The 22,897-nt window shown below is 69.1% G+C and carries 20 protein-coding genes; 4 read left to right on the top strand and 16 right to left on the bottom strand.

The window, feature by feature from the left end; translation table 11 throughout:
- Positions 1 to 80: 80 nt before the first annotated feature.
- Both ACFQGD_RS10090 and ACFQGD_RS10085 read right to left on the bottom strand, forming a co-directional pair.
- A complete protein-coding gene (locus ACFQGD_RS10090; RefSeq protein ID WP_345405497.1) occupies positions 81 to 716 on the bottom strand; it encodes a dTMP kinase in 636 nt (211 codons plus the stop codon).
- 36 nt (positions 717 to 752) lie between these two features.
- Positions 753 to 1,670: a hypothetical protein gene (locus ACFQGD_RS10085; RefSeq protein WP_345405494.1), complete on the bottom strand. Its 918-nt coding sequence runs from the start codon at positions 1,668 to 1,670 to the stop codon at positions 753 to 755.
- 345 nt (positions 1,671 to 2,015) lie between these two features.
- Between ACFQGD_RS10085 and ACFQGD_RS10080 the strand changes: the two genes are divergently transcribed.
- Together ACFQGD_RS10080 and ACFQGD_RS10075 are read left to right on the top strand one after the other, a co-directional pair.
- Positions 2,016 to 4,394 (top strand): hypothetical protein, encoded by a 2,379-nt coding sequence (locus tag ACFQGD_RS10080; protein WP_345405491.1) that lies wholly within the window; start codon positions 2,016 to 2,018, stop codon positions 4,392 to 4,394.
- 466 nt (positions 4,395 to 4,860) lie between these two features.
- Positions 4,861 to 6,411 (top strand): S8 family peptidase, encoded by a 1,551-nt coding sequence (locus tag ACFQGD_RS10075; RefSeq protein ID WP_345405652.1) that lies wholly within the window; start codon positions 4,861 to 4,863, stop codon positions 6,409 to 6,411.
- Positions 6,412 to 6,469: 58 nt separating this feature from the next.
- Here the strand turns inward: ACFQGD_RS10075 and manA are convergent, their stop codons facing one another.
- The 5 genes from manA to ACFQGD_RS10050 all read right to left on the bottom strand — a co-directional run bounded on the left by manA (position 6,470) and on the right by ACFQGD_RS10050 (position 10,995).
- Complete coding sequence (manA, locus tag ACFQGD_RS10070; RefSeq protein WP_345405488.1) at positions 6,470 to 7,705, bottom strand: mannose-6-phosphate isomerase, class I; 1,236 nt, start codon at positions 7,703 to 7,705, stop codon at positions 6,470 to 6,472.
- Between the two features lie 21 nt (positions 7,706 to 7,726).
- Entirely contained in the window at positions 7,727 to 8,818 is a 1,092-nt protein-coding gene (locus tag ACFQGD_RS10065) for a hypothetical protein (protein ID WP_345405485.1), read from the bottom strand.
- On the bottom strand, positions 8,808 to 9,029 hold the full coding sequence (locus ACFQGD_RS10060) for a Trm112 family protein (RefSeq protein ID WP_345405482.1): 222 nt from the start codon (positions 9,027 to 9,029) through the stop codon (positions 8,808 to 8,810). The genes ACFQGD_RS10065 and ACFQGD_RS10060 overlap by 11 nt, the downstream gene beginning before the upstream one ends.
- Before the next feature lie 84 nt (positions 9,030 to 9,113).
- Complete coding sequence (locus ACFQGD_RS10055) at positions 9,114 to 10,469, bottom strand: phosphomannomutase/phosphoglucomutase (protein ID WP_345405479.1); 1,356 nt, start codon at positions 10,467 to 10,469, stop codon at positions 9,114 to 9,116.
- 163 nt (positions 10,470 to 10,632) lie between these two features.
- Positions 10,633 to 10,995, bottom strand: coding sequence for a DUF3499 domain-containing protein (locus tag ACFQGD_RS10050; protein WP_345405476.1), 363 nt, complete (start codon positions 10,993 to 10,995; stop codon positions 10,633 to 10,635).
- 185 nt (positions 10,996 to 11,180) lie between these two features.
- Here ACFQGD_RS10050 and ACFQGD_RS10045 point away from each other — a divergent pair, with 185 nt between their 5' ends.
- Positions 11,181 to 11,648: a metallopeptidase family protein gene (locus tag ACFQGD_RS10045; protein WP_345405473.1), complete on the top strand. Its 468-nt coding sequence runs from the start codon at positions 11,181 to 11,183 to the stop codon at positions 11,646 to 11,648.
- A gap of 13 nt (positions 11,649 to 11,661) precedes the next feature.
- Here the strand turns inward: ACFQGD_RS10045 and ACFQGD_RS10040 are convergent, their stop codons facing one another.
- Positions 11,662 to 15,093, bottom strand: coding sequence for a glycosyltransferase (locus tag ACFQGD_RS10040; protein ID WP_345405470.1), 3,432 nt, complete (start codon positions 15,091 to 15,093; stop codon positions 11,662 to 11,664).
- A 24-nt stretch (positions 15,094 to 15,117) separates the two neighbouring features.
- On the bottom strand, positions 15,118 to 15,402 hold the full coding sequence (locus ACFQGD_RS10035; RefSeq protein ID WP_345405649.1) for a WhiB family transcriptional regulator: 285 nt from the start codon (positions 15,400 to 15,402) through the stop codon (positions 15,118 to 15,120).
- A 305-nt stretch (positions 15,403 to 15,707) separates the two neighbouring features.
- Between ACFQGD_RS10035 and ACFQGD_RS10030 the strand changes: the two genes are divergently transcribed.
- On the top strand, positions 15,708 to 16,493 hold the full coding sequence (locus tag ACFQGD_RS10030) for a site-2 protease family protein (protein WP_345405467.1): 786 nt from the start codon (positions 15,708 to 15,710) through the stop codon (positions 16,491 to 16,493).
- On the opposite strand, the gene ACFQGD_RS10025 is transcribed toward ACFQGD_RS10030, so the two are convergent.
- The 7 genes from ACFQGD_RS10025 to ACFQGD_RS09995 form a co-directional block, all read right to left on the bottom strand.
- Positions 16,471 to 17,301 (bottom strand): hypothetical protein, encoded by an 831-nt coding sequence (locus ACFQGD_RS10025; RefSeq protein ID WP_345405464.1) that lies wholly within the window; start codon positions 17,299 to 17,301, stop codon positions 16,471 to 16,473. The two genes, ACFQGD_RS10030 and ACFQGD_RS10025, sit on opposite strands and share 23 nt — an antisense overlap.
- Before the next feature lie 48 nt (positions 17,302 to 17,349).
- The gene (locus ACFQGD_RS10020; protein ID WP_345405461.1) at positions 17,350 to 17,787 is read right to left on the bottom strand and encodes a hypothetical protein; all 438 of its coding nucleotides are present in this window, start codon (positions 17,785 to 17,787) and stop codon (positions 17,350 to 17,352) included.
- Entirely contained in the window at positions 17,784 to 18,629 is an 846-nt protein-coding gene (gene mshB, locus ACFQGD_RS10015) for an N-acetyl-1-D-myo-inositol-2-amino-2-deoxy-alpha-D-glucopyranoside deacetylase (protein WP_345405458.1), read from the bottom strand. The genes ACFQGD_RS10020 and mshB overlap by 4 nt, the downstream gene beginning before the upstream one ends.
- A gap of 127 nt (positions 18,630 to 18,756) precedes the next feature.
- Positions 18,757 to 19,803, bottom strand: a complete 1,047-nt coding sequence (locus ACFQGD_RS10010) for an ABC transporter ATP-binding protein (RefSeq protein ID WP_345405455.1) — start codon at positions 19,801 to 19,803, stop codon at positions 18,757 to 18,759.
- Positions 19,800 to 20,882, bottom strand: coding sequence for an ABC transporter ATP-binding protein (locus tag ACFQGD_RS10005; protein WP_345405453.1), 1,083 nt, complete (start codon positions 20,880 to 20,882; stop codon positions 19,800 to 19,802). The genes ACFQGD_RS10010 and ACFQGD_RS10005 overlap by 4 nt, the downstream gene beginning before the upstream one ends.
- Positions 20,879 to 21,826 carry an ABC transporter permease gene (locus ACFQGD_RS10000; protein ID WP_345405451.1) on the bottom strand — a complete coding sequence of 316 codons (948 nt, stop codon included), beginning with the start codon at positions 21,824 to 21,826 and terminating at the stop codon, positions 20,879 to 20,881. The genes ACFQGD_RS10005 and ACFQGD_RS10000 overlap by 4 nt, the downstream gene beginning before the upstream one ends.
- Positions 21,819 to 22,799: an ABC transporter permease gene (locus ACFQGD_RS09995; protein WP_345405449.1), complete on the bottom strand. Its 981-nt coding sequence runs from the start codon at positions 22,797 to 22,799 to the stop codon at positions 21,819 to 21,821. The genes ACFQGD_RS10000 and ACFQGD_RS09995 overlap by 8 nt, the downstream gene beginning before the upstream one ends.
- Between the last annotated feature and the right edge of the window lie 98 nt (positions 22,800 to 22,897).

The following is a 22,897-nucleotide window of genomic DNA, read 5'->3' as shown; positions in this document are numbered from 1 at the left end:
CCCGGCGATACGGCCGCTTTGTGTCCAAGATCAGCGACGCTTTAGCCCGATCGGAGGTATGGGGGCCGGTAACGGCGTGATCAGAACGCGGCGACCAGTGACGCCGCGTCCACCTGCCCCACGCCGTCGACGACCCGCCACGGCGAGAGCCAACCCCGGTCCGCGAGCTGCTCGTAGACTCGTCCGCAGCGGGTTTGCAGCGAGTCATCCGACTCGTAGCTGTCGCGGGCGCGCGTCGCATCAGTGGACTCTCGTGAGCGTGCCCTGTCGGCGGCGACCGCCACCGGTACCCGCAGCAGGATCTGCTCGTCAGGCACCGGGATGCCGAACCGGTCGATTTCCAGCGCACGTACCCATTCGACGATCTCGCCGTCGGCGTCCTGGTGCAGCCGCGCGGCCCCATAGGCGGCGTTGGACGCGACGTAGCGGTCGACGAGCACGACGTCGGCGCGGTCAAGGTCGGCGCGCAGCTGATCGGCCGCCGCACGCCGGTCGAGCGCGAACAGCAGGGCCATGCCGTTAACCGACTCGGTGAGATCCCCGAGCCTGCCGTGTAGCCCGTCCCGCGCGAGATCGGCGTGGATATCCTCGCCATAGCGGGGAAACGCCCTGCCGATCACGTGCGCGCCACGCGCCGTCAGCTCCTCGGTGACGGCGCGGGCGAGCGTGTTCTTACCCGCGCCGTCAAGGCCCTCGATCACGATCAGCTTGCCCACGCCGAGTCACCCTAGCGGCAGTACCGCACACCGGAATCAGCGTGGCACGGTGGCGACGGATCCCGGAGGCGGCGGCGCCACGGCGACTGGCTTGCCCCAGTCGCGGTAGTTCACGGTGAGCATCGGCAGGTCCTCGGCATCGGGGCCACGCGTCGGCAGGGCCGCGATGTTGAGTAGCCGGACGCGGCGCGGCAGGTCGTGGCGATCTAGCAGCAGGGTGACGGGCGCGGTCGTCGTTCCCTGGTCAACGAGTGTGCGCAGCGCCGTCAGCAGCGCCGCTCTCGGCTGCCCCGCCGAGCTGAGCCGGATGTGCTCGGCGAGCCGCTCGATGTCGAGCTCGATGTCGTACTGGGTGACCTTGGTATCGCCCAGCATCGCTCGCTCGCTGCTCACGATGGTGCCTGCCGCGACGAGGAGGTCGAACGTGTGCGTCGGGTCGACGATGCTCGGCGCGTGGACCATCTCGGGACCGAGGATCCGTGGTAGTGGTCGCCGCACCATCGCGGCCAGCCTGACCCACGGCATACCTCGCGCGATGGGTACCAGCCTGCCGATCGGCTGCACGAATACCGCGTCACCGACCGCGCGGAACTCGATGTTCTCCTCGCGTTGGAGCGTCCTGACCAGGATGTCGACACCTCCATCCCGGTAGGCCAGCCGCCCAGCGCCAATTGGCTTCCTCGGCGCGGCGCCAGGGTGGGGCGCACCATCCGGCCGGGGTAGCGCGTCGCCATCACCGTGGATGGCACCACCATCGCTCAGCGCGAACAGCGCCGTACCGCGCCGTTTCGCGGCATCGTCCGCCGCCCTGACCAACTCAAGGACGTCCGTGTGCGCTTCAAGACCCGGCACCGTACTGGTCGGGGTCGCCACGGCATCGCCGTCCCCTGGTTCGCAGCCGGTAAGCAGAGCCAGCAGCACGCTAACGACCAGCACCCCAGCCCGTCGCATCACCGTGGCTTTCCTCCTCCGTCCGATCAGCCTGGCATCTGGACGGTACCGACCCCGCCCTCGAGCGGTGCGCCGACGTCGAATCCCGTGAGCGGTGTGACACTCATAGCGGGCCAACTGGACGACACGATTCCCCGACCGCGTGTTTTTCCGCACGCGGCGGGCGTTTCCTACGCGTGTCGTGACGCCGAGGCGTTTACCGTGCCAAGACTCTGTGACCCGGCCGAATCATGCGGCACAGTGACAATGATTCGGTGCCCCAAGCCACCAGCGGAGGAGTTGTGTCCTGTCCTGTGACGGTGCCCGTGAGGATGTCCCATGATGACGCCGTCGTGTGCGAGGTCGTGAATGTCGCTGCCCGGTCCTGACGCCCGTGTGGTCGAACTGCGAGTCCCAGGACTCATCGGCGTCGACGGCGACGAACTACTTGACTCGGTCGCCGCGGTGACCGTCGCCGGTGACGAGACCGGCGAGATCGTCCGACCGGCCGACCGGCTGCGCAGACCGGTCGCGGGCCCGGTGCTGCACGCGCTCGGACGCGCGATCCCGCGCACCGTCGAGGGCTACCTGTGGCACAAGATGACCTCTGGCGGGGCGACCAAGGCGGCGTGGGCGCTGCTGTTTCCATTCTCATTGGCCAACGTCGCTCACGGCATGCTGCCGCCCGCGCCGGAGGGCAGCCGGGTCGCCCGCGTGCTGGTGACACTGAGCCAGGCGGTGCTGCGGGTATTCGGGCTGCTGCTGACCGCGCTGTTCGTCACCCAGGTGGGCGTGATCAGCCTCGATCTGCTCGCCGCCCAATGCCTCGCCCCCGGCACCGGCTGCCTCGCAGCCGTGCCCGACGTGGCCCGCGAAGGCGAGATCGCACGGACACTGTTCGGGATGCTACCGCCGCTGCTCGTGATCGTGGCGCTGTACCGGGTGTCGGCCGGCAGTTGGCAACGTACTGGGATACCGGTGATGACGGCGCTGTCGAGACCATCACCGGACGCCGTGCCCGGTCACTCGCTCTACCCGCACCGCAACGCGGGCGTGCTGCGAGGGCTGCACACCATGGCCGCGCTCGCCTGCGTCGCGTTGCTGCCGCTTGGCGGGGTGTTCACGCCGCCAAGCGGTACCGCTGCCTTCGTTGTCTGGCTCATCGCGCTCGGGTTCTTCGGGCTGACGGCGGTGGCCACCATGCTGCTCGACGACATCGCCGACTGGCTGCGCACACTGCTACCGTCGGTGATCGTCGCCGGGTTGCTCATCGTGGGTGTCGCGCTCGTGGTGGTGGCCGCGCTGATCGGCTCGCCGCTGACAGCGGGCGCGGCCAGCGGCACGTCCGCCACCACGCTGCCGGGTGTCGACGCGATGGCCGAGGGGTTGATCGTGCTGCTGCTCGCGGCAGCGGCGGTGTTCGGTGTGGTACTCGCGCCACTGGCGCTGCTGGCACGGCGACAGTGGCGCACGCTGCCGCACCGGCTGCGGCCATGGCTCGGCGGCTGGGTGGCCGCGCCGACGGTGGTGCTCGCCTGTCTGCTCGGCGCCGGGTTCGGCGCGGGTGCCGCGATCACGGTGCGGCAACTGCTCGGCGGGCGGGAACTGGTGCTGCCACCGAGCTACACCTTGCTCACCGTGCTGTGGGGCGCGGGCACGGTCATCGCCGCCCTGCTGTGGGCTGGCATGTATCTGGTGGCGATCCCGCTGCGTAAGCGGTTGCGCGGCATCCCGCGGATCGTGCGCATCTTGCAGACCGACGCGCGGGAACAGCGCACGGCGGCCGACGCGTGGGCCACCGCGATCATCGAGCGCAAGCACCTGCATCGGCTGGTCGCCGCGATGGTGCTGCTGCTCGGCGTGGGCGCGGTACCGCTAGTGGCGCTGAGGGTGACGGACCGGCCGCTGCCGGTGTGGCTCGAGCCGTTCGCCGGTCTCGGTGTCGTCGCGCTTGGACTGCTCGCCGCGGGACTGGTACGCACGGTGTACGCGGCGGTGCGCTACCCGCGACGCCGCAGGCACCTCGGCGCGCTGGCCGACCTGGTGTTCTTCTGGCCGAGGCGGGCGCATCCGATCGTGCCGCCGTCCTACGCGGTGAAGGTAGTGCCCGACCTGGTGGAACGGGTCCGCTATCACCTGCGGGAACCGGAGACCAGGGTGGTGCTCGCCGGCTACAGCCACGGCGGACTGCTCGCCATGATCGCGGCGGCGCGACTGTCGACGGAACTGAGCGACCAGGAGCGCGAACGTGTCGGGCTCATCACCGCGGGCACACCGGCGCAGTGGGGCTACCAGCGGGCGTTCCCCTCGCTGTTGTCCCCGGCGACCCTCGGCACGCTTTACGGGGCGCTTGACGGCCGCTGGCGCGGGCTGTGCCGGGGCACGGACTCGTTCGGCGGCGGGGTGACCACGTGGCGACACCAGGTCGTCGGCGGTCAGCTGCTCGGCATCGGTTACCTCACCGACGGCACCATCGGCCCGTTGCCCGCCGCGGTGCGAGGCAGAGCCAACAGCCTGGTGCTCGGCGGCGATCACTGGCTGGCCGACCCGGTACCGCACGTCGAGGAGTGCCGGCGCTGGGCGGCGGGCGTACTGCGCCACACCGACTATCTCGTCGACCCCGAGTGGGACCGCGCCGTCGCCATGGCCGCTGGTCTGGAGATCCCCGGAACGGCCGTGCGCCCCGCGCAGGAGCAGACGTCACTGTTCCCAGACCTGCCGCGCCCCAACGGCGGCGGGGTGCGATGAAAAAAGGCCCTTCGGTGCTGACTCGTTCGGCCGCCAGCTGGCCGCCATGAGTACCAGTGCCGCCTGAGCGATCAGAGTAGTTCGCGTTCCCGGTGCACTCGACCAAGCGCTCGGTGACGATGTCGCGACGTCGATAACGGCCTCGCGTGACGCCTGCCCAGACCATTCGCGCGTTTTCGCAGCTCAGCCGCACTAGCGGTGGCGCGACCACTGACGACTAACGCGCTCAGCGCCACTCGTCCAGACATCGTTCGTCTGTCTTATTTGGACCTGTTTCCGCTTGCTCTCGCCGTCCTAGCGTCATGACCGGCGTTCGCGAGGACGCCGAATCCCAACCCCTAGACGCGCGCCCCGGCGAAGCCCGGTGTGCGCTGACCCTGCCTAGGAGGCAACTCAGGTGAACACAACGCCACATACCAGGCGCGGAGTCTTGGTCAGAGCGGGAGCGACCACGGCGATCGCCGCTATGGTCGCGCTCGCTGGCCAGGGCACGGCGGGCGCCGAGAACACGACGCGGGAGGCGACGATTCTCGGCGCCAACAGCGAGCAAGCGATCGACGGCAGCTACATCGTCGTGTTCAAGGACGGCGTGTCGGCGAGTTCGGTCGGGACCAAGGCGAGGGCGCACGAGACCACATATGGCGCGGACGTGACCCATGAGTACGACAGCGCCATTCGTGGTTACGCCGCGACGATGTCCGAAAAGGAGGCCAAACGGGTCGCGGCGGATCCGGCCGTCGACTATGTGGAGCAGGACAGCACGGTCAGCGTGGCGACCGACCAGACCAACCCGCCGTCGTGGGGCCTGGACAGGATCGACCAGCGCGACCTGCCGCTTGACGACGTCTACAGCTACTCGACCAGCGCGTCCAATGTGGATGTCTACGTCCTCGACACCGGGATCCGCACCACGCACGACGATTTCGAGGGCCGCGCGACGTGGGGCACCAACACCACCGGTGATGGCAACGACAGCGACTGCCAGGGACACGGCACGCACGTGGCCGGCACCGTCGGCGGAGCGGCGCACGGTGTCGCCAAGGAGGTCAGCCTCACGGCCGTGAAGGTGCTCGACTGTGACGGCTATGGCTCGAACTCGGGTGTCATCGCGGGCATTGACTGGGTGACCGAGAACGCCAGCGGTCCCTCGGTGGCGAACATGAGCCTCGGCGGCGGGGCGACGACCGCCATCGACGACGCGGTGCGCAACTCCATCGAGTCCGGCATTACCTACGCCGTTGCCGCTGGAAACTCCAACGCCGACGCGTGCGACTACTCGCCAGCGCGAACACCGGAGGCGATCACGGTCGGCGCCACCAAGCCCTCCGACGAGCGGCCGACCGACTGGCCCAACGGCCAGGGCAGCAACTACGGGTCCTGCGTCGACCTCTTCGCTCCCGGCGACGAGATCACGTCGGCATGGATCGGCTCGGACAGCGACACCAACACCATCTCCGGAACCTCCATGGCATCGCCGCACGTCGCGGGTGCCGCCGCGTTGTACCTGGCCGCCAACCCGACGGCGAATCCTCAGGACGTCCATGACGCCATCGTGAACACCGCGACGCCGGACAAGGTCACCAACCCGGGCGCCGGTTCGCCGAATCTCCTGCTCTACACCGGTGACGGGGACACCACCCCGCCAGAACCGGACCCGGAGCCCGGTGAGTGCGAAACGGCCACCAACGACACCGCTGTCGCCATCCCTGACGGCGGCGCCGCGGTGACCAGCCCGATCACCATCGACGGCTGTGACCGCGCCGCGTCGTCGGCGGCCGAGATCGCCGTCGACATCGCCCACTCGTGGCGGGGTGATCTCGTGATCGACCTGATCACGCCGAGCGGTGAGGCGATCAACCTCAAGGAATCGTCCTGGTGGGACTGGTCAAGCGACGTCAAGACCACCTACACCAAGGACCTGTCGGCCTACGACGCGGACGGCGAATGGCAGCTGCGCGTGAAGGATGTGTACGCCGGCGACAGCGGCACGCTCAACAGCTGGTCGCTCACCCCATGAGCGGCTGAGCGGAGCGCGTTGAGTGACGCTCTCCCCGCACGAGACCGCGGGGAGAGCGTCACTCAACCCGTCCGGCGGTGGCTCGGAACAGCTGCGCCGGCGCGGTCGACGTCGTCGGACGGACCGACACCGCGCCATCACTAGCGGCGAGCCACGCCGACTCGCCCCGGCACAACCGCAGCTCGCGACCGGTGGCTGACTCGCGCAACACCGCGCCACCCCTGGTGCACAGCACGATCTGCGGCCCAGCGGGCAGTTCGACGTCACCGTTGTCGCCCCCCGGCCACTCCACGCGGGACAGTTCGAACTCCGGTGCGTCGGTGCGGTACACCCGCAGCCGAGGGTCGCCGTCCGGCTCGCCGCGCAGCACCGGCATCGTGCCGCGTGAGAAGTCGACCACCCGCAGCAGTTCGGGGACGTCGACGTGCTTCGGCGTCAGCCCGCCGCGAAGTATGTTGTCGGAGTTGGCCAGGATCTCCACGGCGGTACCGCGCAGGTACAGGTGCAGGTTCCCCGCGGGGAGGTACAGCGCCTCGCCCGCGCTCAGCTCGATCCGGTTGAGCAGCAGCGACGTCAACACGCCCGCGTCATGCGGGTGCTCATCGCCAAGCTGGACGACGGTGGCGCACTCGGCGGCGAACTCGCCGCCAGCCTCCGCGTGCCGTGCGCATGACTTGAGGACGTCCGGCAGCAGGTCGTCGATACGCTGCTGCGGCAGCGTGATCCAGGTGGTGAACAGCGCGCGCAGGCCGTCAGTGTCCGGCTGCCCGGCCAGCAGTTCGGTGTAGGCGGCCAGCTCCGGTGTCTCGATGGCACGCAGCAACCGGACCGTGCGGCTGGCGTCCGCGAACCCGGCGAGCACCTCGAACTCCGTGAGCGCGCACACCAGCTCCGGTTTGGCCGTCGGGTCAGGGTAGTTGCGTTCCGGCGCGTCGCGCGGGATGCCAGCGGCCTCCTCGCGCGCGTAGCCCTCCGCTGCCTGCCGCGCCGTCGGGTGGGCCTGCATGGACAGCGGCTCCTCCGCGGCGAGCACCTTGAGCAGGAACGGCAACCTGCCGTCCCAGCGCCGCGCGCAGGACGCGCCGAGCGCGCCCACCGGGTCCTCCGCGACGACGTCGCACAGGCTGCGCAGCTCACCCTCGGTGCGGCACACGCGGGAGGGGTCGCCAGGGTGGGCACCCATCCACAACTCGGCCTCCGGATGCGGTGCTGGTACGGGCTTCCCCAGCAGTTCCGCGATCGCCGTCCGCGACCCCCATGCGTACGGCCGCACCGCGTTGTGCAGTAACTCCACGTCTTCGCTCCTCGACCGGGCTCAGGACTGCACCGGAGTGAACCGGCTGGCGCCGCCGATGGTGCCCGCCCCGAGCCCGAGATACACCGCGGCTAGCTCGAAGCGCAGCGCGAGCACGGCGGCGGCGACCGGCTCGGCGGCACCAATCTCATCGGCGACGTCGATGACCTCCGCCGAGGAGAACACTCCGGTCGCGGCACGGCGCGTCGCGGTGGCGGCCGCGTCGTGCCTGACCGAGAGCAGCAGCAGCCTACGCCTGCTGACCGATGTTTCGGGATCGTCGGGGTCAGCGAAGATGTCACGTCCGCCACTTCCCGAAACGACCTCACGATAGAGCGCGCCTTTGGCGAACGCATGCCGGTACTCCGCGGCGTCGGCGACCACGGCGGCCTCCGCCGCGAGCAGGTACGCCGCGTGCTCGGCCACCGCACCAGCCACCGGGTCGAGACCCCACAGCAGCGGAGTGCGGTCGGCGAGCGAAAGCGCCAGCGATTTCGCCGGGTTGACGAACGTCTCGTGCTGCGGGTGGTCACGCTCCGCCTCGGCGTCCAGCTCGTCGGCGAGCGCGTCGATGTCGACGTCGAGCAACCCCAGCGAGGACAACGTGCGCAGGCCCGCGGTGAACACCGTCGCGAAGATCCGGTCCGGCCCGACGACGACGCGCGGCGCGACCAGCGTGCCCTTGCCCGCCACGGCGGCAGCGACCGGACCTTCATCCGGGGCGGTCAGCACCACTGCCGCGCCGTAGCGGCTGGCCCGTTCCAGCGAGCTCGCCAGCTCGTCGTCCCCCGGGTCGTCGGTGTGGGCGTAGACGACGTCGAGGGCGCCCACCCAGCTCGGCACGACGTCGGAGAGCACGACGGGTGTCGGGCACCCTGGGCCGAGCAGCGCGGCGAGCAGGCGCATCACCGGCCTGCCGACGCCGGACCGGCCGACAAGCACCACGGAACGCGGCCGATCGACGTCGAGCCGCGCGTCCAGGTCAAGCTCGGCCATCCGCTCTAGTACCGACCGCACTTGCGCGCCCGCCATCGCGGTCGCGCGCAGCACACCCGAGGTGTCGGCGTCGGCCAACCTCGCGGGGTCATCGAGCAGCGAGTCGTCAAACACCATTGGTCGCGGTAGCGGAATCGCCTGTCGGTTCGGTCGCTTCGTCGAGCAGCAGGACGGGGATACCGTCCTTGACGGGGTACTGGCGGCCGCACTCAGTGCAGGTCAACGCGTCCGCGTCGGGGTCGTCGGGGGTGCCCCGCGTCAGCGGGGCGTGGTCAGGTGACGGGCACGCGAGAATCTCAAGCAACTGCTCGTCAAGGGTGACGGCCATAGTTCCTCCCTACCACGCGGCGCCGACGCCGTGGTATCCGTCCGATGTCTGTCCGGTATCCCTCTGATTGTCCCAGGATGCGCCTCAGCCGCGAACGATCGCCAGGACTTCATCGGTCAGGGCGCGCATCGTGTCCTCGTCGCGGGCCTCGACGTTAAGCCGCAGCAGCGGCTCGGTGTTGGACGGCCGCAGGTTGAACCAGCCATCGGGCAGCTCGACCGTCAAGCCGTCGAGCTCGTCGACGACGGCACCCTGTCGGTTCTCGAAAGCGTCCTTCACCGCGAGCTGCCGCGCGACCTGGTCGTCCACCGTCGAGTTGATCTCGCCGGACGCGGCATAGCGCCGGTAGTTCGCCGTCAGCTCGGAAAGCGGGCCATCCCGCTCGCCGAGCGCGGCCAGCACATGCATCGCCGCCAGCATGCCAGTGTCGGCGCGCCAGAAGTCGCGGAAGTAGTAGTGCGCGGAGTGCTCGCCGCCAAAAATCGCATCCGTCTCGGCCATGGTGGCCTTGATGAACGAATGCCCGACGCGGGTGCGGACCGGTTTGCCACCGTGCTCGGCGACGATTTCCGGCACCGCCTTGGACGTGATCAGGTTGTGGATGATCGTCGCGCCCGGCTCCTTGGCCAGCTCACGCACCGCGACCAGCGCGGTGATCGCGCTCGGCGCCACTGGGTCGCCGTTCTCGTCGACGAGGAAGCACCGGTCGGCGTCGCCGTCGAACGCGATGCCCGCGTCAGCACCGGTCTCGCGCACCTTGGCCTGCAGGTCGACCAGGTTCGCCGGGTCGAGCGGGTTGGCCTCGTGGTTCGGGAAGCTGCCGTCCAGTTCGAAGTACATCGGCACGACGTCGATCGGCAGTCCGTCAAACACCTGTGGCACGGTGTGCCCGCCCATGCCGTTACCCGCGTCGACGACGACCTTGAGCGGCCTGCTGTTCGAAAGGTCGACCAGCTTCCGCAGGTACGCGGCGTAGTCAGCGAGGACGTCGCGTTCGGTGACCACACCACGGGCGCCCTCGAACGGCGGCACGCCCTGCTCGACGGACTCCTTGATCTCGGCGAGGCCGGAGTCCTGGCCGACGGGAGCGGCACCCGCGCGGCAGAGCTTGATGCCGTTGTACTTGGCGGGGTTGTGGCTCGCGGTGAACATCGCGCCAGGCAGATTCAGCGAGCCGGAGGCGAAGTAGAGCTGGTCGGTGCTGGCCAGCCCGATCGAGATGACGTCGACGCCCTGCGAGGTCACCCCCCGCGCGAACGCCGAGGCCAAGCCAGGCGACGACTCGCGCATGTCATGACCGATGACCACGGCCGATGCCGCCTCGCCGACGACGAGCCGCGCGAACGCGGCGCCGAACCGTTCGACGAGATCCTCGTCCAACTGCTCCCCGACGACGCCTCGGATGTCGTACGCCTTCACGATCCCCGACAGGTCACTCACGCCTTCTCCCGAATCGGACGCTCGCGGATCACGCGGCGGCCCGGACCAGCCGGGGCCGAGCGATCCGGCTCGTGCTCTCACACTTGCGCAACGCCTAGTGGCGCAGAGCCTACACAGGTCTACCGGGACGTCGATGGGGCGTCGGACAGGCGGAGCGCGAAAACTAACGATTGACCGGATCAGGCAGAACTCGCAGATGTCCCCGACGTCCGCCACCGGTCCGCTGCTCCGGCTGCGGTGGGGGCACCGGTTCGGATCGCCCTGCCTCCCGAACAGCTTCCGCCAGCGCGGTCAACTCATCCGTCGACGGCTCCTGTGAGCTGAACTCTCCCTCGTGCCGAACCACTTCCCAGCCCTTGGGCGCGGTCAGCCGCACCGCGTGCTCCTCACACAGGTCGTAGGAGTGCGGTTCCGACGCCGTCGCGAGCGGACCGACGACCGCCGTCGAATCGCTGTAGGCATAGGTCAGCGTGGCGACGGCGGGCAACAAGCACCCGGTTCGCGAACACACCCGTACGCTCGACACGGCCCCGACCATAGCGTCTCGACGGCGTCGTCACGGGGAGGCACACCGTGTCGCGGACGAGGAGATCTCACCAATGAGGACTGCTCGCAGGTCCGAATCATCGGACATTGCGACGACTGGGCGATGCTGGCCTCGGCTCGCCGGTGAGGGAGGCATCGCGCCGCCGCGCGCGTACCCTGCTCTATGTGGGCACGACACGCAGCTTCCGTTCCCGGCACCGGCGTCGCCGTGACCGGCGTGGTCGCGGCTTGCGCGGTCCGTTGCTTCCCGCCTCGCTGCCCGCCGCGTCCAGCCGGTCGGAGCAGTTCGACGCGCTGGTGGTGGAGGCACTCGAGCCGATCGAGTCTCGCTGGGCCGACGACCTCGCGATGCTCGACGTCGCGGTGGACGAGGTACCCGACGTCCGACGCGCCGACGTACGCGGACTCGGCGAGGGTGTGCTGCTCGACGGCATCGTCCCGCTGTCGCGGCTGGTCCCCGTCGGCGTCGACCGCAACGGAGTGCCGACACGCGCCCGCATCGTGCTCTACCGGCGGCCGCTCGAGGCGCGGGCGAAAGACCCCGCCGACCTCGCGGACCTCATCAACGAGGTGCTCATCGAGCAGGTCGCGACCTACCTCGGGGTAGATCCCGAGGTGATCGACGGGCCGTGAACGGCACGGCACCTCACACCCGACGACGACGCGACGGAATCGCGGTCAGCAACGTGAACAGCAAAGCGCCGACCTGCACGAGTAGGAGCAGCGTGCGCACGGTGGCCTGGTTGCTGACGACGACGTCCGCTGCCCGCGTCGGGACCTCGACGGCGACCTGATGCCCCCACGCGGGCACGATCGGTACCTGCTCGCCGTTGACGCTGGCTTCCCAGCCAGGTTCCACGTTCGCGGCCAGCACCAACAACCTGCCCGCGGGCCCGTCGGAAACGCGTACCCGGACGTCGGGCAACTCGGCATCGACCGTGGCGACACCTTCGCCGTCGACGTCGCCTGGCGGGGCCTCGCCGCTGATCGCGAGCTTGCTCAGCGACGGCGCGATCAGCGTCACTGGCCCGTTCGTGGGCAGTAGCCGCAGCACTCGCCTGCCATCGGTGAGCGGCACCGTCTCCGCGACGAGACCGTCACCCGCTGCCAGCAGCGCATCCGAGGGAACACCGTCCGGCAACACCACGAACAGCACGCCCGCGGCGCTGGCGGAGGCCAGCACGTCGCGTACGTCGTCGCCGTCCGCTTCCGCGAGCAGTGTCCGCTGCCAGCGGGCGAGGCGTTCCGGTGTGCCGTCGGGTAGGTCAAACGAGTCGTCACCCAACGCGGGCATGCCGCCACCGGAGATACGCGGCTGCTCATCGCCGCCACGCAGCACGAGCACCGTCCGGTCGCTGTCGGCCAGCTCCTCGGCGAGCGGCGCGGCGAGGCGGTGCGGTTCGGCGTCGCGTAGTGGCCCCTCTTCCGCGGTGGTCACGGCGGCGACGGCGAACACGACGAGCGCCGCGGCCCCCGCGCCGACGGCGAACCGCTTCGCGAGCACGGCTCGGTTACCGTCGCCCCCGCCGTCGACGTCCCGACGGGAGGCCCCGAGAACGATGGCGAGCAGTCCAGCCGCGACCAGCAAGAGCGGCGCGCCCGCCCAGCCAGGTCTAGCGTCACCGCCCGCCACGGGGGCGAGCGGCACCAGCCGGACCAGCGCGACACCCGCGACACCGATCAGCACAAGGCCGACGCCGGGAAGCACGCGTTGGGACGGTCGCACCACGACGGCGGCGAACGCGGCGGCGACCAGTACGCCGCCGATCGGCAGTCCACCCGCGCCACCGGGATAGAGCGACAGCAACTCCGCGACATCGACGTCGAGGCTGGGCACACGGGCACCAAAGCCGTGCAGCACCAGTGCCGGGTTGGTGACAAGGGCGACCGGCCACGGCAGGGTGAGCGCGATCGGCAACAGCACGACAAGCGCGATGCCCGCGAGTCGGCGCCCGAGCGGGACGGGAGACGACACGAACACGAACCCGCCGAGCAGCACGACCAGCACCAGCAGGTAGATCAACGGCGAGAAGGCGGCGATGACCGCGAGCCCCAGCGAGACCGTGACGGCGACCGACAGCCACCGTTGCCCGCCAGAGCGAGGTTGAAGCACCGCGACGACCCCGGCGAGTACCAGCGGGAGCAAGATGTGCACCACGACGACGTCGATCCGCCCCTGCGCGACGGCGGCCGTCGCTGGCGGCAGCAGGGCGTAGCCGGTCGCCAGCAAGGCACGCACCCAGCGGTGGACGCCCAGCCTCCCGCTCGCCGCGTACGCCCCGAGCGCCGCGAGCGGGATGTCGAGCAACAGCAGGAGCGCCACCGCCGCGGATGTTCCGCCGATCGGGTACAGCAGCGTGCCTAGCGCGCCGACGATCGCTAGCGCGGGTGAGGCGTGCGCGGACGTCCCGCCGCCCTCCGGATGCCAGCCAGCGAGGTAGCTGGACCAGACCTGGCCGAACTCGCCGACCGGCAGCAGCCGACCCCCGGCGAGGTCAAGCCCGAGCCGGTGCCCGTTGACCAGGAGCGCGAGCCCGATGAGGCCCAGCGCGAGCAACAGCGGTGGAGCGAAGAGTGTCGCCGCGAGCACCCGGGCACGGTTGACCTCGACGAACACCAGCCCGCCGTGCGCGGCGTCGCCGGGGCTCGGCCGCTCGACCTCCTGGGGGCGGTCAGCTTCGCCGACATCGGCCTCGGTGCCCGCCGTGTCCTCGACGTCTGTGGTTCCGCCACCCTCAGCCGCGATGGTCGCGTCGGCGGGAGCCGTGACACCGGGCGCCTCCTCGCGAGCACCGACGTCCGCCGAGGTGGCGGGCCGTCGCAGCCCAGCAAGCGGCACCGCGACGACGTCTTTGGGGTCGCCGCCCGCGAACGCGGCGGCCCGCAGCTCCTCGGGTGGTATCCAGGTAGCACGCGTCGTAGCCGACTCGGGCAGCCTGCCCAGCGCGGCCTCACTGGCGATCCGCCGCCGGACGAGGGCCCGAACCGCGGTCCTGATGGCGAAGCGCAGCCGCGTCGCCCTGCTGACGAACAAGCCGCGCACACCGGCACGATGCCGGTACCGGCCGGTCTGGCCGGCTCGCGCGTCGCCGGCGTCCGCACGATCGCGCGACTCCGCCCGCAGCCGCCGTCCCGGCAGCAACTGCCCACCGCGCACCATGAATCCCACGGCGGCCAGTTCGGCTCGCGCCCGCGCGAGGTCGCGCACCAGCACGAACCCGATCGACCGGAGGACGCACAGCACCACCAGCCTCGGCACACCGAGGACGAAGGCGAACGTCGAGCAGTTCACCAGCAAGGTGTGGACGCCGCCGATCCGGTCGGCGGCCAGCATCTTGGCCCGGTCCGACGCGATTCCTCGCATCGCGTCGACGCGGCGTTCCCCCCTGCGCAGTGCCCGCGCGTGCCGGATCCTGGCGCGTGGCACGCACAGCACCGTCACACCGGCGACATTGGCACGCCAGCCGAAGTCGATGTCCTCCCGTAGTAGCGGGAAGTCCTCGTCGAAGCCGCCGAGTTGGTCCCACAGCGTGCGCTTGATCAGCGCGCCGGCACTGGGCATCGCCAGCACCTCGGAGCTCTGTTCGGCCAGCTCAGCGGCGTCGATGCCCATGCCGTCGTGGCGGTGACCGGAGGCGTCCGTTGACAGCCCCGCCTCCACGATCAAACGGGAGTCGAGCCAGTCGACGGCCAGCGGGCCAAGCACGCCCGCCGATGGAGCCGCGTCGGCGGCATGCAACAGGTCCGTCAGACAGTTTGGTTCCGGGGCGCTGTCGTCGTGCAGCACCCAGAGCCAGGGTAGTCGGTCCTCGAACGTGACCCCGGCCTGCCGCACCCCCTCGGCGACGGCCGCCGCGAAGCCGGTGTCGGCAGGCATCGTCAGTGCGGCGTCGACGATCGCGCCCGGTTGACTCTGGGCATACTCGAGCAACTCTGGCGTGCGATCGGTCGATCCGGTGTCGACAGCGACCACGTACCGCGGTCTCACCGTGCTCCGGCGCAGCGCCGAGAGCACGGTCGGCAACCAGGCTTCACCGTCGTGGCAGACCACGACCGCGACCACCGGTGCGGTCTGCATAGGCAGTGTCGCCCTTTCCCGCCGCTACACGGCGCGCTTCTTCAGCTTCCTGCGCTCCCGCTCCGACAAACCGCCCCAGATACCGAAGCGCTCGTCATGCGCCAGGGCGTACTCAAGGCACTCCGACCGTACCTCGCAGCCCTGGCAAATGCGCTTGGCTTCCCGGGTCGATCCCCCCTTCTCCGGGAAGAAGGCTTCAGGATCGGTCTGGGCGCACAGTGCGCGCTCTTGCCACTCCTGCTCCTCGGTGATGTCGAAAATGTCGGCGAGAACACCGTCATCGAAGCCGATGTTCTCGGCCCAGCTCATGACCGCCCCCGTGTGATGGCCTACGTCCGCGTTCCGCACGTCCGCCTCCTTGCTTCCACGCAGTTGAAGTTGGCGAACACCACCCGCTGCCCCCTGCCGTTCTCAGCGTAGCCACAGCGAATGACATCACTGTGATTACACCCTTGTGATCCGCTCCGGTCAAGCGATGTCCCATGGTTGGGGGATAGTCGAGCGGCGAACGCGCAAGCTGACACGCCGAGCGGCAGGCGGCCCAACATATCGAATTGATGACCTTGGCGACCCTCGGTCGCGGGGCGGAAATCCGCGTACGCGAGACTGTGAGCGTGCAACGATCAGCAGTGCGGCCAAGCCCGATTTTCCTGGGAATTCTCGCGACCACCGTGGTGGGCGGCGTGCTCGCCACACTTTACCCGCCGGTCGAGTTCGGCGCAGCGGGAATCGAACGGCATCCGGTGACCACGATCGGCATCGTGCTGCTCGTGCTCGGCGGCTGGGCGTTGTCGCTGACCCTGCACGAGTTCGGTCACGCGATCGTGGCATACCGGGGTGGTGACGTCGAAGTCGCGGCCAAGGGCTACCTGACCATGGACGTCCGCCGCTACACCGATCCGGTGCTCTCGCTGGTTTTGCCACTGTTGCTGCTCGCCATCGGCGGTATCCCGCTGCCGGGCGGTGCGGTGTGGATCAACCACTGGGCACTGCGCTCGCGCCGCGTCGCCGCGGCGGTGTCGCTGGCGGGCCCGCTGTCGAACCTGACGATCGGCATCCTGCTCACGGTGACGATCGCGCTGGTCCCGAGCATGCCGATGGGGCTACTGCTCGGGCTGTCGCTGCTCGCGTTGCTGCAGATCGTGGCGTTCGTGCTCAACATCATGCCGGTGCCCGGTCTCGACGGTTACGGCGCGCTGGAGCCATACCTGTCCCCGCAGGCGCGGGAGATCGGCATGAAGGCGCGGCCGTGGGCGCCGCTGGCGCTGTTCGCCTTGCTGATCGCCTTCGAGCCGGTTCGCGCGGTGTTCTTCGGCATCTCCGACCTGCTGTTCGAGGTGAGCGGTGGCGACCCCGATCTCGCCTACACCGGGTTGTTCATCCTCCAGTTCTGGCGGTAAAACCCGATCGGATGAACCACTGGTCCGCCCGCTTCGCGACGCGGCGCAGCCCTGACCGCTCGCCGAGATAGTCACCGAGCATGCCAACGACCGGCAACATCCCGAGCCACTGGTGCCAGAACCGGCCATGCGGGCGCTTCTCCAGCTCCTCGGTGACGGCATAGAGCGAACGGCCGAGCCGCCACAGCGTGACAGCGAAGCCCTTCAGCGAGATCCGACGACCGCCCTGCTTCCCGGTGTCCTCGCCCAGCTCGGCGGTGAGTTCGGCGGTCCGGGCGTCCTCGTCGGACGGATCGTGTTCCGGGTAGTCACCAGCGGCGAGCCGGGGATCGACGTCGCGCTCGAACAGCACCCAGGCCAGCAGCCGCACCCGCTCGGCGTGCCCGGTGACACCGCGCTCGCCAGCGATCGCGCAGAGCAGCAGCCCCTGTGAGGCCGTGCCGAGGGCGTCCTGGACGGGCAACCGGTCGGCCAGCGCGCCACCGAGGCCGGGCACCGAGGTCAGTAGCGCCGTGACCCTGCCGACTCGGTTGATCCACCAGCGAGTGCGCTCGTCAGGACTCATCGTCTCCCACGCGCCGGTACCGGGCACCTTGACTGTGCTGAGGCCGTTGAGCAGCCGCCTGCGCAACCCCGGCGGAGTGTTCGCCAGCTCGGCCAGCTGTTCACCCTTGCGGGCGGCCTCCGCCGCACGCGCACGCAACCCGAGCGGATCCGCCTCCCGCAAGGCGTCGAGCACGGGAGCCGTCGCCCGCACGAATGGCCGCAGCACCGCGACGATCTGCCGATCGGTGATGACCTCGCCCACCGCTACTCCTCACGACTCAGGCGGTCGCCCCGAGAGACCGCACGATACTCAGCGGGTCGGCCTACCCGACCGCGCGATACGGGCCTGCGCGAGCACGCGCCCGAGCACTACCGCCGACGGCAGCGCGCCCGCCGCGAGCAACGCGATGGCCCGCCAGTCCTGCGGCAGCACGAGATCACCACCCGGCCCGAACAGCCCGATACCGATCACGGTAACGAACCAGAGCGTCAACGGCAGGCCGGCGAACCCGGCGGGACCGCCCATCCGGACGGCAAGCCCCGCGGTCCGCGACACCAGCCACGGTGTCGTCATGAGTGCCACGAGCACGCTCACCGGAGCGGGTGCGCCGCCGTAGTCCGGCAGGATGACGCCGTCGAACCGCAACGGCAGGAAGAACAGCTCCAGCATCGCGAGCGCGACGGAGTTGATCAGCAGCAGGGCCAGCGCGAGGCCGTCGAAGACCGATCCAGCACGGGCGGTGGTCACGACAGCCCACCGAAGAGGTCGTGCTCACATCCGGCGCTCTGGCCAGACACCAACTCGAAGTACTCGGCGTCAAGGTGGGGCAGCGCGACGCCGTTCGACAGCGCGAAGCACGGCCGAGTGCCCCTGGCGACCGTGACCTGAGTGGCGTGCGCTTCGAGCGCGCGAAGCTTGTCGTCACCGTGCTTGGCGATGTCGATCCGCGTGGTGACTCGCTCGTCCGGCACCACCGGCAGTTCGTCGTCCTCCGGCACTCGGAACGGGACGTCGTCCGTGTCGCGCAGCCGCGCCAGTTCGTCGTGCACTGGAGTGCGCGGTGCGATGGTGTGAAACACCCGCTCGACGGAGTCCGCATCGGTTACGGCCGCCATCGTGACCTCGTGCGCCCTGATGTGGTCGGGGTGGCCGTACCCACCGTACGAGTCGTAGGAGACCACCACGCGCGGCCGCAGCTCGTCCAGGACCGCGCGCACCTGCGCGGCTTGCTCGGCGACACTGCCGCCGACGAACGCCCTGGGATGCTCGGCCGACGGCGTGCCAGCCATACCGGAGTCACGCCAGCGACCGATACCGCCCAGGTAGCGATGGTGCCTGACGCCGAGCGCCGAACACGCCGCCATCAGCTCACCGTGCCGGTAGCCGCCGAGCTGATCGGCGTGAGCGGCGCCGAGCTGCGCGAGCGCGGGCGGGATGATCTCGCCCTCCTCACCGAGCGTGCACGTCACGACCGTGACGTCGTAGCCAGTCGCCGCGTAACGGGCGATGGTGCCGCCGGTGGTGAGGGTCTCGTCGTCCGGGTGTGCGTGCACCAACAGCAACGAGTGCCGTGAGCGTTCGTCAGGCATGCACCCGCCCAACAGTGTTGTCGACGATCACCTCGCCACCGTAGCGGACCACCACCCGGCACGGTGCCGACGTGTGCCGCTTCGCACGCGCGGACATCGTCAACCGTGCCTACGCGGGCGCTCCGGACTAGAGCAGGGACTCGCTTGACGCGAAGTGGCACGCGGCGGGATGCCCCTGGCCACGGTCGACGAGCTCCGGCTCCTGCTCGATACACAGCTTCTGGTCCGACTCGCTGAGCTGGTTGGCGAACTTCGGGCACCGTGTCCTGAAGCGGCACCCGCTCGGCGGGCTGCCTGGGCTCGGCACGTCTCCCGTGATCACGATGCGCTGCCTCGAACGCTCCTTGTGTGGGTCGGGTATCGGGATGGCCGAGATCAGAGCCTGCGTGTACGGGTGCGCGGGCGCCTCGAACAACCGCTCGGTAGGGGCGAACTCCACGATCTTACCGAGATACATCACCGCGATGCGGTCAGCGACGTGCCGCACGACGGACAGGTCATGCGAGACGAACAGGTACGACAACCCCAGCTCTGCTTGCAGGTCTTCGAGCAGGTTCAGCACACCGGCCTGGATCGACACGTCCAGCGCCGACACCGGCTCGTCGAGCACGAGCAGCCTCGGTTCGAGGGCGAGCGCCCGCGCGATACCGATGCGCTGGCGCTGGCCGCCGGAGAACTCGTGCGGGAACCGGTTACCGTGCTCCGGCCGCAGCCCGACCGTGTGCAGCAGCTGCCGCACCCGATCCGCGTCATAGACGCCGTGGATACGCAGCGGCTCCGCCACGATCTCGTTGACCGGCATCCTCGGGTCGAGTGACGCGTACGGGTCCTGGAACACGATCTGCATGTTCCGGCGCGCCCGCTGCATCTGCTTGCGCGACAGGGAACTGATGCTGGTGCCGTCGAAGTAGACCTCCCCTGACGTGGCGGGGTGCAGGTTCATCAGCAGCCGAGCCGTGGTTGACTTCCCACAGCCGGACTCACCGACAAGCCCCAGCGTCTCGTGCTCGTAGATGTCGAACGAGACGTCGCACACGGCGTGAATCTCGCCCACCCTGCGCCGCAGCAACCCGCCGCCGCGCACGGGAAAGTGCTTGACGAGGTTGCGAGCGGACAGCACCGGCTCGCCCGTGGTCGTCGCCGCGGAGACCGCGGCGGCTTCGCTGGTCGTCATCGGCTACCCTCCCCAGCGCTCGACCCGAGCGCGGCATCAGTGGCTTCCGTCGAACGGAAGATCTCGTCCGGTGTGTGTCCCTCGACGTCGGCGCTGAAGTAGCACGCCGCGAAGTGCGTCGCTGTCGCGCCCTGTGCCAGCGGCGGTTCCTCGACATCGCATTCCGGGGCCGCCATCGGACACCGAGGGCTGAACGGACATCCGGGCGGCATGTTCACCGCGGAGGGTGGTGATCCGCTGATGGGCGTCAGTCGTTCCGTGCGCACGTCCAGCCGAGGCAAGCTGCCGAGCAAACCCAGCGTGTACGGCATCCGGGGGCGGTAGAAGACCTCGTCGGCGGTGCCCGCTTCCACCACCTTTCCGGCGTACATCACCTGGACCCGGTCGGCCTGGCCCGCGATCACACCGAGGTCGTGAGTGATCAGCATCATCGCCGCCCCGGTCTCGGCCTGCGCGTCGGCGAGCGCCTCCAAGATCTGGGCCTGCACCGTCACGTCGAGGGCCGTGGTCGGCTCGTCGGCGATGATGATGTCCGGGCGGTTGGCCATGGCGATCGCGATGACGATCCGCTGCCGCATACCACCTGACAGCTCGTGCGGGTAGGCCTTGGCGCGCTGCCCAGGGTTCGGGATGTGCACGATCTCGAGCAGTTCGACCGCCCGCTTCATCGCGGCGTCCTTGCTGATGTTCTCGTGCGCGAGGATCGCCTCCGCGATCTGGTAACCGATGGGGTAGACCGGGTTCAGCGACGTCATCGGATCCTGGAAGACCATGGAGATCCGCTTGCCCCTGATGGTCGACAGTTCCTTGTCGCTGGCGCCAACCAGGTTTCTGCCGTCATAGTGGATCCCGCCAGACACGCGCGCCGTGTCCGGGAGCAGGCCCATCACGGCCATCGAGGTCACGGACTTACCGGACCCCGACTCGCCCACGATGCCGAGCACCTCGCCACGGCGCAGCTCGAGGCTGACACCGCGGACGGCTCGCACGAGACCGTCGTCAGTCGGGAACTCGACGTGGAGGTCGTCCACCTCGAGCACGATTCCACCAGGATCGCTGCGTGGAGTTGTCGTGGTCATTCACGCACCTTCGTCTGCTTGGGGTCGAACGCGTCGCGCAGGCCGTCCCCGATGAAGTTGATCGTCAACGCGATGATGATGATGAAAAGGCCGGGGAAGTAGAACAGCCACGGGCGGGTCGACACCGCCGTCTGCGCGTTGCTGACGAGCAGCCCGAGCGACGTGTCTGGCGGCCGGACGCCGAAGCCGAGGAAGGACAGCGCCGTCTCGATGAGGATGGCGATCGCCACCAGGATCGTGGCGTTGACGATCACCGCGCCAAGCGAGTTCGGGACGAGGTGCCGCAGAATGATCCTCATATCGCTGGCACCAAGCGCCTTCGACGCTTCGATGAACTCCTTCTCCCGCAGTGACAGCACGACACCCCGGGCGACACGGGCGACATAGGCCCAGTACAGCCCGGCGATGACCACCGCGATCAACCACCACGAGCCCCCGACGTTGTGACCAAGCACGGCCGCGACGGCCAACAACGGCAGCGTCAGCACGAGGTCCGCGATGCGCATCATCACGGTATCCAGCCAGCCGCGGTAGTAGCCCGCGATGGAGCCCCACACCGTCCCGACGACGGTGGAGAACAAGGCCACGAGTACGGCGACCCCCAGCGAGAGCTGGGTGCCGCGCAGTACCTGCGCGAACGAGTCGTGACCGACCGCGTCGGTGCCGAATGGGTGCTCCCATGACGGTGGCACCGACTCGTCGGCGGTGATGTCGACGTAGCTGTACTTCCACAGCGCGCCGCCCACGAACGCGAGCAGGACGACACCGAGGAGCACGAACAGGCTGGCTACGGCCAACTTGTGCTGGAAGAAGCGACGCAGGATCATCTGCGTCTGGCTGCGCTCGGGAACCGTGAACTCGCGCTCGGGCTGCCCCGCGGGGCTTGTCTCGCTCGGCTGTCCCGTCAACGGGCTGCTCTGCTGGGTCTCAGTCGCATCAGGCATAGCGGATCCTCGGGTCGAGTACGCCGTACAGGAGGTCAGCGGCCAGGTTGAACAGGATGATGAACGTGGCCGACACCAGCAGCCACGCCTGTACCGCGTAGACGTCACTGTTGCTGATGGCATCGAGGAGGAACGTGCCGGCTCCCTGCCACTGGAACACCTTCTCGGTGACAACCGCGCCCGAGATGATCGCGCCGAGGTCGAGAGCGGTCACCGTTGTGAGCGGGATCAGCGCGGTGCGCAGTGCGTGCTTTCGCATCACCGTGCCGCGCCGAAGGCCCTTGGCGCGTGCGAGCCGCACGTAGTCGCTGTTGAGGACCTCGAGCATGGACGCCCGCTGGAAGCGGCTCCAGGCAGCGAACGACAACAACGCCAGTGAGATGGTCGGTAAGACCATGTGCCCGAGTATGTCGGTGAACTCGGCCCACGTTCCCCCTGTCACATATACGGAACTGTCGCCGATGGTGAAAAGCACCTGACTGCCGACCGCGTTGTTGAAGCTGATTCCCGCCTGCTTGAGCAGGATGGCGAACCAGAACGACGGCAGCGAGAGAAATAGGAAACCGAGGAACGTCGAGGTGTAGTCGACTCCGGAATACTGCCTCACCGCGCTGATGACACCCACGATGATCGCGAGGATCAGCGCGACGAGCATGGCGAGGCCGATGAGTCGGAACGTCACGAGGAACCGGTCGACGACCTCGGCGCCGATGTCCATTCGTGACTGCACCGACGGCCCGAAGTCACCGCGGAACAGGCCGAGCAGCCAGTTCCAGTAACGCTCGAGCAACGGCTGGTCGAGGTTGAGCCGCTGCCGCTCCAGCTCGATCGTGCGTTCGGGCGGTGGCGGGTTCTTGGCGCGCAGTTCGCTGATCGGGCTCTTCGACAGCGCGGTGATCACGAACACGACGAACGTGGACGCGATCAGAATCGGCACCGAGATCAGCACCCGGCGCAAGGCATAGGCAAGCATGGAGATCATCCTGCTTCGGATTCAGGGACCGCAGCGACCGCTCGTGGCGAGCCGCTGACGCTTATCGTACGTCGGTCGGACGGGGATGCCGGAAAACC

Origin of the sequence: Haloechinothrix salitolerans (genome assembly GCF_042662605.1) — a bacterium.
GTDB lineage: Bacteria > Actinomycetota > Actinomycetes > Mycobacteriales > Pseudonocardiaceae > Haloechinothrix_A > Haloechinothrix_A salitolerans.
This window is presented reverse-complemented; position numbering and strand designations above follow the sequence as displayed.

What these genes read in the sequence shown, in the direction of transcription:
- ACFQGD_RS10075 (WP_345405652.1), top strand. Translation starts at nt 4,861, where the DNA reads ATGGTCGCGCTCGCTGGCCAGGGCACGGCGGGCGCCGAGAACACGACG.
- ACFQGD_RS10035 (WP_345405649.1), bottom strand. Translation starts at nt 15,402, where the DNA reads ATGAGCTGGGCCGAGAACATCGGCTTCGATGACGGTGTTCTCGCCGAC.
- ACFQGD_RS10080 (WP_345405491.1), top strand. Translation starts at nt 2,016, where the DNA reads ATGTCGCTGCCCGGTCCTGACGCCCGTGTGGTCGAACTGCGAGTCCCA.
- ACFQGD_RS10040 (WP_345405470.1), bottom strand. Translation starts at nt 15,093, where the DNA reads ATGCAGACCGCACCGGTGGTCGCGGTCGTGGTCTGCCACGACGGTGAA.
- ACFQGD_RS09995 (WP_345405449.1), bottom strand. Translation starts at nt 22,799, where the DNA reads ATGCTTGCCTATGCCTTGCGCCGGGTGCTGATCTCGGTGCCGATTCTG.
- ACFQGD_RS10005 (WP_345405453.1), bottom strand. Translation starts at nt 20,882, where the DNA reads ATGACCACGACAACTCCACGCAGCGATCCTGGTGGAATCGTGCTCGAG.
- ACFQGD_RS10060 (WP_345405482.1), bottom strand. Translation starts at nt 9,029, where the DNA reads ATGGCCGTCACCCTTGACGAGCAGTTGCTTGAGATTCTCGCGTGCCCG.
- ACFQGD_RS10010 (WP_345405455.1), bottom strand. Translation starts at nt 19,803, where the DNA reads ATGACGACCAGCGAAGCCGCCGCGGTCTCCGCGGCGACGACCACGGGC.
- mshB (WP_345405458.1), bottom strand. Translation starts at nt 18,629, where the DNA reads ATGCCTGACGAACGCTCACGGCACTCGTTGCTGTTGGTGCACGCACAC.
- ACFQGD_RS10000 (WP_345405451.1), bottom strand. Translation starts at nt 21,826, where the DNA reads ATGCCTGATGCGACTGAGACCCAGCAGAGCAGCCCGTTGACGGGACAG.
- ACFQGD_RS10065 (WP_345405485.1), bottom strand. Translation starts at nt 8,818, where the DNA reads ATGGTGTTTGACGACTCGCTGCTCGATGACCCCGCGAGGTTGGCCGAC.